Annotated in this window: 11 protein-coding genes; 6 read left to right on the top strand and 5 right to left on the bottom strand. The window is 62.8% G+C overall.

Translation table 11 applies throughout. The annotated features are described in order from the left end of the window. Window positions 1-33 precede the first annotated feature (33 nt). Window positions 34-1,248: an MFS transporter gene (locus AC0V2Y_RS13420; protein ID WP_475416820.1), complete on the bottom strand. Its 1,215-nt coding sequence runs from the start codon at window positions 1,246-1,248 to the stop codon at window positions 34-36. Between the two features lie 292 nt (window positions 1,249-1,540). Then, window positions 1,541-2,740, bottom strand: a complete 1,200-nt coding sequence (locus tag AC0V2Y_RS13425; RefSeq protein ID WP_475416821.1) for an extracellular catalytic domain type 1 short-chain-length polyhydroxyalkanoate depolymerase — start codon at window positions 2,738-2,740, stop codon at window positions 1,541-1,543. Between the two features lie 239 nt (window positions 2,741-2,979). On the opposite strand from AC0V2Y_RS13425, the gene AC0V2Y_RS13430 reads away from it, so the two are divergent. Beyond that, window positions 2,980-3,564 (top strand): PRC-barrel domain-containing protein, encoded by a 585-nt coding sequence (locus AC0V2Y_RS13430; RefSeq protein ID WP_475416822.1) that lies wholly within the window; start codon window positions 2,980-2,982, stop codon window positions 3,562-3,564. Between the two features lie 188 nt (window positions 3,565-3,752). Here the strand turns inward: AC0V2Y_RS13430 and hrpA are convergent, their stop codons facing one another. Beyond that, window positions 3,753-7,919, bottom strand: coding sequence for an ATP-dependent RNA helicase HrpA (gene hrpA / locus AC0V2Y_RS13435; RefSeq protein WP_475416823.1), 4,167 nt, complete (start codon window positions 7,917-7,919; stop codon window positions 3,753-3,755). 56 nt (window positions 7,920-7,975) lie between these two features. On the opposite strand from hrpA, the gene argA reads away from it, so the two are divergent. Beyond that, complete coding sequence (argA, locus tag AC0V2Y_RS13440) at window positions 7,976-9,286, top strand: amino-acid N-acetyltransferase (protein ID WP_046685875.1); 1,311 nt, start codon at window positions 7,976-7,978, stop codon at window positions 9,284-9,286. A gap of 48 nt (window positions 9,287-9,334) precedes the next feature. Here argA and kdsA read toward each other — a convergent pair whose 3' ends face one another. Further along, window positions 9,335-10,180: a 3-deoxy-8-phosphooctulonate synthase gene (gene kdsA, locus AC0V2Y_RS13445; protein ID WP_034750794.1), complete on the bottom strand. Its 846-nt coding sequence runs from the start codon at window positions 10,178-10,180 to the stop codon at window positions 9,335-9,337. A gap of 218 nt (window positions 10,181-10,398) precedes the next feature. Between kdsA and AC0V2Y_RS13450 the strand changes: the two genes are divergently transcribed. Then, window positions 10,399-10,671, top strand: coding sequence for an oxidative damage protection protein (locus AC0V2Y_RS13450; protein ID WP_034750797.1), 273 nt, complete (start codon window positions 10,399-10,401; stop codon window positions 10,669-10,671). A gap of 179 nt (window positions 10,672-10,850) precedes the next feature. Further along, window positions 10,851-11,375 carry a DUF6622 family protein gene (locus AC0V2Y_RS13455; protein WP_475416824.1) on the top strand — a complete coding sequence of 175 codons (525 nt, stop codon included), beginning with the start codon at window positions 10,851-10,853 and terminating at the stop codon, window positions 11,373-11,375. Between the two features lie 36 nt (window positions 11,376-11,411). Here AC0V2Y_RS13455 and rpiA read toward each other — a convergent pair whose 3' ends face one another. Further along, window positions 11,412-12,089 (bottom strand): ribose-5-phosphate isomerase RpiA, encoded by a 678-nt coding sequence (rpiA, locus tag AC0V2Y_RS13460; RefSeq protein ID WP_475416825.1) that lies wholly within the window; start codon window positions 12,087-12,089, stop codon window positions 11,412-11,414. Between the two features lie 208 nt (window positions 12,090-12,297). Between rpiA and AC0V2Y_RS13465 the strand changes: the two genes are divergently transcribed. Both AC0V2Y_RS13465 and AC0V2Y_RS13470 read left to right on the top strand, forming a co-directional pair. After that, window positions 12,298-12,666 carry a response regulator gene (locus AC0V2Y_RS13465; RefSeq protein ID WP_475416826.1) on the top strand — a complete coding sequence of 123 codons (369 nt, stop codon included), beginning with the start codon at window positions 12,298-12,300 and terminating at the stop codon, window positions 12,664-12,666. A 2-nt stretch (window positions 12,667-12,668) separates the two neighbouring features. Continuing rightward, window positions 12,669-13,295 (top strand): chemotaxis protein CheC, encoded by a 627-nt coding sequence (locus AC0V2Y_RS13470; protein WP_475416827.1) that lies wholly within the window; start codon window positions 12,669-12,671, stop codon window positions 13,293-13,295. Window positions 13,296-13,299: the final 4 nt, after the last annotated feature.

Genomic DNA, 13,299 nt, shown 5'->3' on the forward strand with positions numbered 1-13,299 from the left:
AACAAGGTCGACAACACGCGCATCGTTGCGCCATCAGTGCCGGGCCAGCCGCACCTCGCTTTCCCGGCGCTCCGCCATGCCCCGCGTAAACAACAGCAGGCAGGCGGCGATGACCACGATGACGGGGATATTCAGCAACGCATACGTTTCCAGCGCATAGCCGAAACGCTGGCACAGCACGTTGTACAGCTGCAGCCAGGCGGACAGATAAATGCAGTACAGCAAGCTCATGGCGGCCGTCGTCAATGTCATCGACTCCTTGCTGGCCGTGATCGCGCTGCGGATCAGGGCGCCGTTGAACAGGCCGAAGCCGATGGAATAGACAAACATGCAGGCCGCAAACACATCGACGTGATGGCGGCCCGCGCCGGCGCCCAGCATGCCGGCAGCTGCGATCAGCCCGCCCATGCGCAGCAGATGGACGAGGGGGAAATCCTGGCGCAGGCGCTGGATGGCGATGCTGCTGAGGACAAAACCCGACAGAATCACGCATTGCAGCGCGATATAGGTGGCGTAGGAGGCGCCCATTTCCTGCAGCACGAAGATGGGCGAGAAGCCGATCCAGGCCGTCAGGGGCACGGTGGCCAGCCCGGCCGTGAACATGCCGAACATGAAGCGCCCGTTGCTGAAAATGGCGGCATAGCTGCGCACGATGGCGGCAAGGTCCAGGCGCGTGACCGCCGGCGCCGTGCGCGGCATGGTCTTGAACAGGCCCAGCAGGGACAGCAGCGCCAGCAGGCCCGAGAGGAAAAACACGTAGCGCCAGTCCAGCCGGCTGATGATGGCGCTGCCGAGGATGGGGCCGGCCAGGGGCGCGAGGATGGTGGTGCTCGACAGAATGCTGCTGAGCTTGACGGCCGCCATGTCGTCGAACAGTTCATGGATCATGGCATAGCCGACAAAGATGAAGCAGCAGCCCATGCCCTGGATGAAGCGCGCGGCGAGAAATTGCTCGATCGAGGCGGTCAATGGCACCGCCAAGGTGGCCAGCAGGAACAAGGCATTACCCGTGAGCACCAGCTTGCGCTTGCCGATGCAGTCGGCCAATGGCCCCAGGAAAATCTGCAGGGAACTGCCGCCCAGCAGATACAGGCTCAGGGACAGGGGGACGAACTTTTTCTCCGCCTGGAACTCCTCGACGATGCCCAGCATCGCCGGCATGATCATGTCATTGGACAGATAAATATTCAGTTCAAAGACGAGAAAAAACGCAAAAAACCACAGCAACTGCTTGGACTTGATGGACATGGCGCGTTCCGTAACATGGGTGGCTGCCGTCAGTGCGTGCCCGCCGTCGGGGCATGGGACGGTGGACACGGTTTCACACTGAAAACGTGTACCAATTGTATACCAGTTCGTATTTTTAACGCCGATTTTTGTGTTTTTTAAATACCGCAGCAATACCACTTACAATAACTCCGTGGCATTACGGCATGTAGCGCCTGCCCTGAAAAGGGCGCGGCCAGCATGCCGGCGCGCTGGCGCGGGCATGCCCGGAAGGGAAGATCGATGCGTACCAGTGGGCGCGCGGCGCGGCCGCTTACCGGCGGCGGTGGCTGGCGAAGAAATCGAGCAGCATCTTGCTGGCGTCGGGCTTGGCCTTGTCGTTGAACGGCAGGCTGGCGTCGCCGCCGCTCCACGCATGCTCGAGGTGCTCGACCTGCGCCACGCGCAGCAGCACCTCCTTGCCCACCTGATAATCGTGCAGCGCGTACGCATGGGCCGGATTGCGCCCGCCCGCCGCACCGCCCGGCAGGCGCTGCGCCGTCACCACGGTGTCCAAGGGCATGCGGTTCACGCGCACGCTCTGGCGCACCAGCTGCGTCTGGTTAATGGGCCGCACCACCTTGTCGGCCAGGCCTTGCAGCAGGATGGTGGGCAGGCGGGGGAACGCGGGCTGGCGCGCCAGCACTTCATCGATGGCCGCATCGGCGCGGGCGGCGGCGCCATGCTGCATCACGCCCAGCGCGCCGATCAGGTTATGCCCGGCGCCAAACACGGGCCCGGAATGCAGGCCCAGCGCGGCGAACAGATGGGGATGGTTCAGCGCCACGATATGCGCCATGCCGGCGCCGGCGGAAATGCCGCAGATATAGATGCGCGCGCGGTCGATCGCATAGCGGGCCGCCACCTGCTCGATGGCGCCGACGATCAGGCGCACGTCGCCGCCGCCCTCCTGCGTCAGCTTGTCGTACCACTTCCAGCAGCGGCGCGCATGCGAACGCAGCGATTGCTGCGGATACAGCACGGCATAGCCCTTGCGCTCGGCCAGGCGGTTCATGCGCGTGCCGTCGGCAAACTGCGTGGCGCTCTGCTCACAGCCGTGCAGCATCACCAGCAGCGGCCGGCCCCGGCTGCGCATGGCGGCGCTCGGCGCTTTCTCGGGCAGGTACAAAAAATAAGGCAGGCGCCGGCCCGGCAACTGCCCCAGCTCCGGCAAGGGCGCATAGTGGGCGGCCAGCCACTTGCCCGGCGGGGGCGCCGTTCGCTTGCGCACGCGCGGCGGCGACAGGGGCGTGGCAAACGGCGCCAGCGAGGGCACGGCGTCGCCGGCGGGCCTGACGCGCGGCGTCGGCCTGGTCTTGACCACGGGCTTGCCGCGGGGTTTAGATTTAGGTTTAGGCGTGGGCTTGGCCGGCACGGGCCCGAACAGCACCTTGGCCAGTTTGGTCGCCGTGCGCTGCTGCGCCTTACCGGCGCGCAATAGCCCGCGCAGCCATTTGGCGGCGGGCTTTACCATGGCGCGCGGCGCGCATGTCGTGGTGGAGCGTACCGCAAGTTCATCCCTCTGCATCGTTGCATCGTCAGCATGTGCGGCCTCCTCCGTAGAATGCATAGAGTACCGCAATTGGCCGACCACACCGTACGTTTGCACACGCATAAAAGTGCCCCAGACACCATTGAGGCAGATCAACCGCGAACAGGTGCGTATGCTTAATCTGGATGTTCGATCAGCATTTCACCAGAGGAGAGAACACCATGAGCTACCTGGACCGCGACATCCTGGGCATGTACCGCAACCACGACGGCCCCGGGCCAGCCCTGATGGGGGCCGATACCCTGATCGGGGACGAAGTCTACAATCACAACGACGAGGAGCTGGGCGACATCAAGGAAATCATGCTCGACATGCGCACGGGCCAGATCGCGTATGCCGTGCTGTCCTTCGGCGGCATCCTGGGCATGGGCGACAAATTGTTTGCCGTGCCCTGGGAACGCCTGACCCTGGACACCGTCAACAAGCGCTTCCTGCTCAACGTGGACAAAGACCTGCTGAAAAACGCTCCCGGCTTCGACAAGAACAACTGGCCCGACATGGGCAGCGATGCCTGGAACCAGCAGATGGAAGCGTTCTATGGCAGCGGCATGCGCTACAGCAGCGGCGCCATGGCCGGCAGCCGCATGCCATCGGGCAGCGACCTGCGCGGCGGCGCCAGCCTGCAATCGGGCAGCGAAGGCAGCCTGTCCGGCAGCTCCATGAGCGGCAGCCGCGCCGGCACCAGCAGCCAGAGCGGCTCGCGCTCATCGCTCAGCGATGATGATCTCAATAAAGATAGAACGTAAGTCGGGCAGACCGGACAGGTCGCACTGGTCGCACTGGTCGGGTAGGTCGGGTAGGTCGGATTAGCGGCGCAGCCGCGTAATCCGACACCACCAGCGACACCGTTAACAGCAGCGCACCATCCACCGCCCCATCGCCCGCCCAACGATGACGTCGGATTACGCACGCCCTGCGGACGCGCTAATCCGACCTACCGCTGCATCGATTCCCATACCTTCTGCAAGCGTTTGGCAGACACCGGCATCGGCGTGCGCAGTTCCTGCGCAAACAGGGACACGCGCAGTTCTTCCAGCATCCAGCGGAAATCGACCAGCTTCGGGTCCGTGTTCTTGCCGGCCTGGCGGTCCTTGGCCTGGCGCAGATACGGCGCGGCGGCCGATTGCCATTCGGCCATCAACTTGGTGTCGCGCGCGGGGTCGGCGCGCAGTTTTTCCAGGCGCACATTGATCGCCTTCAGATAGCGGGGAAAATGCGCCAGTTGCGTGTACTCGTTTTCCGTCAGGAAGCGTTTATGCACGAGTCCCTGCAGCTGCGACTGGATATCGGTGGCCGCCGCTGCGGGAATGTTTTGCAGCCGCTTGGGCAAGCCGTGGAATTCCGTCAGCACTTGCGACAGCAAACGGGCGATTTCATTGACCAGCAAGACCAGGCGCGACTTGCCTTCGGCCTGGCGCTTGGCGAACGAGGCGGCATCCAGCGGCAGCGGATCCTGCAAACACGCGATGTCGAGCGCCTTGTTGATGATTTGCTCGCGCAACTCTTCCTGCGATCCCAGGGCCATGAATTGCATGCCCATCTGCTGCAAGCCGGGAATGCTTTTCTCGACGTACTTGATCTGCTCCTTCATTTGCAGCGCAAATAAACGGCGCAAACCGATCTTGTGCGTGCGGGCGGCCACAGTCGGGTCGTCAAACACTTCCAGGTCGCAATGCGTGCCCTTGTCGACGAGGGCGGGGAAGCCGATCAGGGTCAGCTTGCCCTGCACGATTTCGAGCAGTTCCGGCAATTCGCCGAAGGTCCAGGCCGTCAAGCCCATGTGCTGCGAGACGGTGGCATTGCCTGACGCCGGCGCGGCCGCAGCGGCAGTAGCCGCCCCCTTGCCTGCCGCAACTGTGGCCTGTGCCTGCAGCCGCGACGCCACTTGCGCGCCCGCCACCTTGGCACCGGGCGTGCCCGTGCCGGAAACGCCCGACACTTCGGCCAGCTTCTGGAAACTCTGGCGCGCCTGGCCGCCGAATTCCGCCTGCAGGGTGGCCAGGTTGCGGCCCATGTCGAGCTGGCGGCCATGCTCGTCGATCACCTTGAAATTCATGAAGTGATGGGCCGGCAGGGTTTCCGGCTTGAAATCCGTCGTCAGTACGTTGATCGTGATCTGCGTGCGGATATCGAGGATGATGGCATCGATCAGGTCGCCCCGGCCGAACACGCCCGCCTCATGCACGCGCTCGCAGAATTTCGCCGCATAATCGGGCAGCGGCACGCAGTGGCGGCGCAGCTTTTGCGGCAAGGATTTGAGCAGCAGATGCACCTTTTCCTTCAGCATGCCCGGCACCAGCCATTCGCAGCGCTCGCGCGGCAACTGGTTCAAGGCATACAGGGGCACGCTCAAGGTCACGCCATCGCGCACGCTGCCTGGCTCGAAGTGATACGTGAGTCCCATTTCCAGGCCCGTCACGGACATGGTTTTCGGGAACAGGTCCGTCGTCACGCCGGCCGCCTCGTGGCGCATCAGCTCTTCGCGGTTCAAATACAGCAGCTTCGGGTTTTCGCGCGTGGCGTCCTTGTGCCATTTCTCGAAACCGGCGCCATTGCACACGTCCGCCGGCAGCAGCTTGTCGTAGAAGGCGGCGATCAATTCATCGTCGACCAGCACGTCCAGGCGGCGCGATTTGTGCTCGAGGTTTTCGATATCCTTGATCAGTTTGTGGTTGTGCGCAAAGAACGGCGCGCGCGTGTCGAAGTCGCCCCCGACGAGGGCATCGCGGATGAAGATCTCTCGCGCTTCCGGCAAGTTGAAATTGCCGTAGTTGATGCGGCGCTGGCTGTACACCACCAGGCCGTACAAGGTCGCCCGTTCCGACGCCGTCACCTGCGCCGAACGTTTTTCCCAGCGCGGCTCGCCCCACGATTTCTTCAGCAGGTGCTCGCCCACTTTTTCCAGCCACTCGGGCTGGATCTGCGCCACGCAGCGCGCGTACAGCCGCGTCGTGTCGACCAGCTCGGCCGCCATGATCCACTTGCCCGGCTTTTTCAGCAGCGAGGAGCCGGGCCAGATATGGAACTTGATGCCGCGTGCGCCCAGATAGCCGGCGCCCGGCTCGTCCTCGCCCTTGAAGCCGATATTGCCCAGCAAACCGGTCAGCAAGGCCATGTGCAAGTTGTCGTAGGTGGCGGGCGCTTCGTTCAGGCGCCAGCCCTGTTCCTTGACGATGGTCAGCAGCTGCGAGTGCACGTCGCGCCATTCGCGCAAGCGCATCTGCGACAGGAAATTCGTGCGGCAATTGTCCTGCAGCTGGCGGTTGGTTTTCTTGTGCTCGATGGCGGACTCGAACCAGCGCCAGATCTTCAGGTAGCTGAAAAATTCCGACTTTTCATCGGCAAACTTCTTGTGCGCTTCGTCGGCCGCCTGCTGGTGCTCCATCGGGCGGTCGCGCGGGTCCTGCACGGACAACGCGGAGGCGACGATCAGTACTTCCGTCAGACAGGCGTTATCGAGCGCGGCCAGGATCATGCGGCCCACGCGCGGGTCCAGCGGCAGCTTGGCCAGCTTGTTGCCCAACGGCGTCAGTTTATTGACTTCATCGACGGCGCCGAGTTCCTGCAGCAGCTGGTAGCCGTCGGCGATGGCGCGCGCCAGCGGCGGCTCGATGAAGGGGAAGGTTTCCACGTCCGTCAGGTGCAGGGACTTCATGCGCAGGATGACGGCGGCCAGCGAGGAGCGCAGGATTTCCGGCTCCGTGAACTTGGGCCGCAGCAGATAATCCTGCTCTTCGTACAGGCGGATGCAGACGCCGTCGGCGACGCGGCCGCAACGGCCGGCGCGCTGGTTGGCGGCCGACTGGGCGATCGGCTCGACCTGCAGCTGCTCCACCTTGTTCCGGTAACTGTAACGTTTCACGCGCGCCAGGCCAGCATCGACCACGTAGCGGATGCCGGGCACCGTCAGCGAGGTTTCCGCCACGTTGGTGGCCAGCACGATGCGGCGCGCATTGCTGGTCTTGAAGACGCGTTCCTGCTCTTCGGCCGACAGGCGGGCGAACAGGGGCAAGATCTCCACGTGCGGCGGATGGTGCTTGCGCAGCGCCTCGGCGCAGTCGCGGATTTCGCGCTCGCCCGGCAAGAACACCAGCACGTCGCCCGAGCCGATGCGGCACAGCTCTTCCACGCCATCGACGACGGCATCCATCAAGTCGCGCTTTTCGCGCGCGGCGGCCGTGCGCTGGCCCGGCTTGTCAGTATTGGCGGCACCCGGCATGGCCACCTGCTCGCGTTCCACGGGACGGTAGCGCACTTCCACCTGGTACAGACGGCCCGATACTTCGATCACGGGCGCCGGTTTTTCCGGCGTGCCGAAATGGCGCGAGAAGCGCTCGGCATCGATGGTGGCCGAAGTGATGATGATCTTCAGGTCGGGCCGGCGCGGCAGCAGCTGTTTCAGATAGCCGAGCAGGAAATCGATGTTCAGGCTGCGTTCGTGCGCTTCATCGATGATGATGGTGTCGTAGTTTTTCAACAACGGATCGGTCTGCGTCTCGGCCAGCAAGATACCGTCCGTCATCAGCTTGACGGACGCGCCACGGCTCAGGGTGTCGGTAAAGCGCACCTTGAAACCCACGGTTTCGCCCAGTGGCGTGCCCAGCTCCTGCGCGATGCGCTTGGCCGTCGACGAGGCGGCGATCCGGCGCGGCTGCGTGTGGCCGATCATGCCCTTCTGTCCCCGTCCCAGTTCCAGGCAAATCTTCGGCAACTGCGTCGTCTTGCCGGAACCCGTCTCGCCCGAGACGATGATGACCTGGTTTTCCATCAGGGCCTTGGCGATTTCTTCGCGCCGGCCCGAGACGGGCAAGTCTTCCGGATACGTAATCGGTGGCAGCGGATTGCGGAAAGCCTTTTCCGCCTCGCGCGCGGCGCGGGCCGCGTCGCGGCTTTCCTGCCCCTCGCGCGGCGCGCGCTGCTGCTGTTGCTGTCGCTGTTGCTCTTTCTGCTGCTCCGTGCGCGGCGCTTGCGGCCTTTGCTGGCTCACGGGCGGGCGTGATCGGCCCTGCGCGGGAGCGGCGGCAGGCGTGGCAACACCCCCGCTGGCGGGCACATTTGCAACGGTGGAAGGAGGGGAAGACTTATTGCTGGCTGAAGACATTGTTTTTTACAGGTATTTTAAGCGCGCACATCGCGCAGCGAATTATAATGCGCTTAATGGAAAACCCTACCCAATTCGTCCAATGGCTGCGCTCCGTCGCGCCCTACATCCACGCCTTTCGCGGCAAGACCTTCGTGGTCGCCTTCCCCGGTGAACTCGTCAGCGCCGGGGCGCTGCAGGTGCTGGCCCATGATTTGTCCCTGCTGCATGCGCTGGACATCAATGTCACCGTCGTCTACGGCTCGCGGCCGCAGGTGGCGGAACAACTGGCCTTGCGTAATGTCGAAGGCCGCTTCCACAACGGCGTGCGCATCACCGACATCGCCGCGCTGGAATGCGCAAAGGAAGCGGCCGGCGAACTGCGCCTCGATATCGAGGCCGCGTTCAGCCAGGGCTTGCCGAACACGCCCATGTCGCATGCGGCCATCCGTATCATTTCCGGCAACTTCATCACGGCGCGCCCGCTGGGCGTGATCGACGGCGTGGACCTGGAACTGACGGGCATCACGCGCAAGGTCGACGCCGAAACCATCCACTCCATCCTCGGTTCGGACGGCCTGGTGCTGCTCTCGCCGCTGGGCTTCTCGCCCACCGGCGAAGCGTTTAATCTCACCATGGAAGACGTGGCGTGCAGCGCCGCCATCGCCCTGCACGCGGACAAGCTGATCTTTATTACCGAGACGCCGATGATGGAAGACGCCACGGGCGTGGAAATCCGCGAACTGTCGTCGCACCAGGCCGAAGCCGTGCTGATGGCCGGTTTCCTGCCCGACGCCACGGCGTTCTACCTGAAACATTGCGTCAAGGCATGTCACAACGGCGTCGAGCGCTCGCACATCGTGCCCTTCTCGATGGACGGTTCGGCCCTGCTGGAATTGTTTACCCATGATGGCGTGGGCACCATGATCAGCCATGAAAACCTGGAAAGCCTGCGCCAGGCCACCATCGAAGACGTGGGCGGCATCATCAAACTGATCGAACCGCTGGAAGCGGACGGCACTTTGGTGAAGCGGGGCCGCGAGCTGATCGAACGCGAAATCGATTACTTCTCCGTCATCGAGCATGACGGCGTCATCTTCGGCTGCGCCGCCCTGTACCCGTTCCCCGCGCAAAAGATGGCGGAAATGGCATGCCTGACGGTGAACCCGGAAGTGCAAGCCCAGGGCGACGGCGAACGCATCCTGAAACACATGGAAAACCGCGCGCGCGCCGCCGGCCTGAACAAACTGTTCGTGCTGACCACGCGCACCTCGCACTGGTTCAAGAAACGCGGTTTCGTGCCGGCCACCGTCGACGATCTGCCGAAGGACCGCCAGCATATGTATAACTGGCAACGCAAATCGCAAGTCTTAATTAAAACCCTGTAACACGTGAAAAAGCCCGGCATGCCGGGCTTTTTCTTTACTGAAACATCCTTACTTGATGTTCAGCGGGGCAAACGATTTCACCAGGTCGTCGAGCGCCTTCAATTGCGCCAGGAACGGTTCCAGCTGGTCCAGCGGCAAGGCGCTGGGGCCGTCGCAGCGGGCGTTGTCGGGATCAGGATGGGCTTCCAGGAACAGGCCGGCGATGCCGACGGCCAAACCGGCGCGGGCCAGGTCCGCCACTTGCTGGCGGCGGCCGCCCGAAGCGGCGCCGCCGGGATCGCGCTGCTGCAGGGCGTGCGTGACGTCGAAGATGATGGGCAAGTCGTCGCAGGTCTTTTTCATGACGCCAAAACCCAGCATGTCGACCACCAGGTTGTCATAGCCGAGGCAAGTGCCGCGGTCGCACAGGATCAGCTGGTCGTTGCCCGCTTCCTTGAATTTCTCGACGATATTGGCCATCTGGCCAGGGCTGAGGAATTGCGGCTTCTTGATGTTGATCACTTTACCCGTTTTCGCCAGGGCCACGACGAGGTCCGTCTGGCGCGCCAGGAAGGCGGGCAATTGCAGCACGTCCACCACTTCGGCCACCTGCTGCGCCTGCCATGGCTCATGCACGTCGGTAATCACGGGCACGCCGAACGCCGCCTTGACGTCCTGGAAGATGCGCATGCCTTCTTCCAGGCCAGGGCCGCGATAGGAATGGATCGAGGAACGGTTGGCCTTGTCGAAACTGGCCTTGAACACATAGGGAATGCCCAGTTTTTGCGTCACGCGCACATATTCTTCGCAGGCGCGCATGGCGAGATCGCGCGATTCGAGCACATTGATGCCGCCAAACAGCGCAAAGCTGCCTGTATTGCTGACGTCGATGCCATGGACTTTCACTGAGGTCATAGGGATTCCATATTGGTTAATTGTTACTACTTGCTTGGACGAGGCCCGCCAGCGGCTGGCGCGATAAGGCATCTTACTAGCTAGGGCGGCGCAGATCAAATTTGATCCAGCGCAAGCGCCCGGCAAACGGCGCGTGGCCCGGTCGCGACGGCCCCGCGAGGGCAGGCGCAAAGTGCCTTATAATCACGCTTTATCTCTACACTGATTCAGGAGCACAGATGGCCCGCACGATCCACTGCATCAAACTCAACAAGGAAGCCGAAGGACTGGACTTCCCGCCGTACCCGGGCGAACTGGGCAAGAAGATTTACGAATCGGTGTCGAAAGAAGCGTGGGCCGCCTGGCTCAAGCACCAGACCATGCTGGTCAATGAAAACCGTTTGAACCTGGCCGACGCGCGCGCCCGCAAATACCTGGCCACGCAGATGGAAAAGCATTTCTTCGGCGATGGCGCCGATGCCGCCATGGGCTACGTGCCGCCAACGGAATAAGTTTTTCAGCATTCCCGCCCGTGGCCGCTGCGCCGCGGGCTGTTTCATCCCTCCCCGTTTCACGCCGCCTGACGCTGTTTCACGGCTGACCTTTCCCGTTTCGTCGCACCCCGCTCGCCGCCCCTGCCGCCCGCTGGCACAGTACGTCCATCGACAACCTCACTCCAAAGGCGGACACCATGTTGCAGCACATCTTCAGCCACACTCCCCTCTACGTCTGGGCCATCCTGGGCTTGCTCGTCTACCGGGGCGTGCTGGCCAGCCGCGCGCGCGAAGTGAGCTTGCGCAAGCTGTGCATCATTCCCCTGGTCATGCTGACCCTGTCCTTGAGCGGCGTGCATGGCAGCTTCGGTTTGGCCGGCGTAGCGCCGTTCGCCTGGGGCGCCGGCGCACTGGCCGGCGCGGCGCTGGCATGGTCGTTGACCAAGACAGACGCCATCGTGGCCATTCCCGCGCGGAGCAGCGTGCAGCGTCCCGGCAGCTGGGTGCCGTTGATCCTGATGATGAGTATTTTCTGCCTGAAATATGCGGTGGCCGTGACCCTGGCCATCGCACCGGCCTATGCCCATGCGAGCGGCTTCATGCTGCCCGTCTGCCTCGCCTATGGCTGCTTCAGCGGCATCTTCCTCGGCGGCTTGCTGCGCACCGTGGCCGTGTACCGCCAGGCGCACATGACAAGCGGCCCGCAAGGGGCCGCCGTGTAGGTCAGATGCAAACGCCGGCGAACGCCGGCTATCGTCTTAGTAGGCCAGCGTACGCACGCCTTCCGGCATGCCCAGCAGGCAGACATTCGCGCCGCGCACGGCGAACAGGCCGACGGCGATGACGCCGACGATCTGATTGATCTGCTGCTCCAGCGCCACCGGGTCGGCAATCTGCAAGCCCAGCACGTCGATGATCTCGCCGCCATTATCCGTGATGAATGCTTCCGTGCTGCCGGCCTTCAGGCGCAAGCGGGGCGTGCCGCCCAGCGCGGCCAGCTGGCGCGAGACGGCGGCGCGCGCCATCGGCACCACTTCCACCGGCAGCGGGAAGGCGCCCAGGGTTTCCACCAGCTTGGAGCCGTCGGCGATGCAGACGAACTGTTTCGCTACGGAAGCAACAATCTTCTCGCGCGTCAATGCCGCGCCGCCGCCCTTGATCATGGCGCCGCTGGCCGTGATCTCGTCGGCGCCGTCGATGTAGACGGCGATCGCCTCGACGTCGTTCAGGTCGAAGACGGGAATCCCATGGCCTGCCAGACGCGCTGCCGTCGCTTCGGACGACGCGACCGTCCCCTTGATGCGGTCCTTGATCTTGGCCAGTTCATCGATGAAAAAGTTGGCGGTGGAACCGGTGCCGACACCGATGATTTCACCGTCCACCACATAGGCTATGGCGGCGCGGGCTACGGCTTGCTTCAATTCGTCTTGGGTCATGGCAAAAAAGGGCTAAAGTGAGGAATCCCGCTATTTTAACGGATTGCCAGCCCGGCCAGCCGGCCATGATGACGGGCCATGCGATGGAATACAACAGGCAGCCGAAAAAGCTTTGCCCCAGGGCAACTCCCCAGCCAATTACTCTCTATGCCCTCTAAAATATGCGAAAATGGCACGATTGACCGATATGACGTTTCAGGAATAGCCAATGAATCACAGTAAACAGGTACTTGTTGTCGATGACAGCCGGGTTTCACGTTTGATGTCGCATCAGTTCATCCTCAGCAAACATGCCGACTGGCAAGTGATTGAGGCGGCGACGGGTGAGGAAGCCCTGGAAAAAGTCAAGACAGTCAGCCCTGTGCTGATATTACTGGATGTCAATATGCCCGGCATGGGCGGCGTGGCGGCGGCGGAACAATTGCGCGTGCTGTGCCCGCAAACGCACATCGTTCTCGTCACGGCGAACGTGCAAAACGCCATCCGCAACCGTGCCAGCGAAATGCAAGTCGGTTTCATGGAAAAACCGATCACGGAAACCCGCATCCACCAGCTGATCGAGTCACTGGGACTGTGAGCATGGTCAATCTCTCCGAACTGGAAAACGATGCCCTCGTGGAGATATTCAACATCGGGGTGGGCCATGCGGCGGCCGCGATGAGCGAGATCGTCAATGAAGAAGTCACCATGTCGGTGCCGTCGATCACGTTCCTGAACCGTGCCGACGCGGCCGCCTTGCTCGGTAGCAAGAAGGATGGCGAACGCATCTGCGGCGTCAGCCAGCATTACGATGGCGCTTTCGCCACGGAAGCCATCCTGATGTTCCCGGAAGACAAGAGCCTGGAAATCGTGCGCCTGATGGTGGGCGACGCCATGCCGCTGCAGGAACTGACGGAGATGGAACAGGAGGCGATGAGCGAGATCGGCAACATCATCCTCAATTCCTGCGTGGGGACTTTGGCCAACCTGTTCGACAGCGAACTGCATGGCTCGCTGCCCCTGTACCACGTGGGCACCAGCGCGGAAATCCTGTCCTCGTTCGGCGGCCAGGATGACGACGCCGTCGTGCTGATGCTGCATATCGACTTCGTGCTGTCCAAGCACCAGATCCACGGCTATGTGGCGTTCGTGCTCGACCTGTCCGCCTTGCACGACCTGAAACAGCAGGTCAGCCACTATCTGGCCAAGGTCCTGGGACAGGCGTGACGAT

The organism is Janthinobacterium sp. BHSEK (genome assembly GCF_056174685.1).

Coding starts and splice junctions, on each gene's coding strand:
- AC0V2Y_RS13420 (WP_475416820.1), bottom strand. CDS start 1,248: ATGTCCATCAAGTCCAAGCAGTTGCTGTGGTTTTTTGCGTTTTTTCTC.
- AC0V2Y_RS13425 (WP_475416821.1), bottom strand. CDS start 2,740: ATGGTAAAGCCCGCCGCCAAATGGCTGCGCGGGCTATTGCGCGCCGGT.
- AC0V2Y_RS13430 (WP_475416822.1), top strand. CDS start 2,980: ATGAGCTACCTGGACCGCGACATCCTGGGCATGTACCGCAACCACGAC.
- hrpA (WP_475416823.1), bottom strand. CDS start 7,919: ATGTCTTCAGCCAGCAATAAGTCTTCCCCTCCTTCCACCGTTGCAAAT.
- argA (WP_046685875.1), top strand. CDS start 7,976: ATGGAAAACCCTACCCAATTCGTCCAATGGCTGCGCTCCGTCGCGCCC.
- kdsA (WP_034750794.1), bottom strand. CDS start 10,180: ATGACCTCAGTGAAAGTCCATGGCATCGACGTCAGCAATACAGGCAGC.
- AC0V2Y_RS13450 (WP_034750797.1), top strand. CDS start 10,399: ATGGCCCGCACGATCCACTGCATCAAACTCAACAAGGAAGCCGAAGGA.
- AC0V2Y_RS13455 (WP_475416824.1), top strand. CDS start 10,851: ATGTTGCAGCACATCTTCAGCCACACTCCCCTCTACGTCTGGGCCATC.
- rpiA (WP_475416825.1), bottom strand. CDS start 12,089: ATGACCCAAGACGAATTGAAGCAAGCCGTAGCCCGCGCCGCCATAGCC.
- AC0V2Y_RS13465 (WP_475416826.1), top strand. CDS start 12,298: ATGAATCACAGTAAACAGGTACTTGTTGTCGATGACAGCCGGGTTTCA.
- AC0V2Y_RS13470 (WP_475416827.1), top strand. CDS start 12,669: ATGGTCAATCTCTCCGAACTGGAAAACGATGCCCTCGTGGAGATATTC.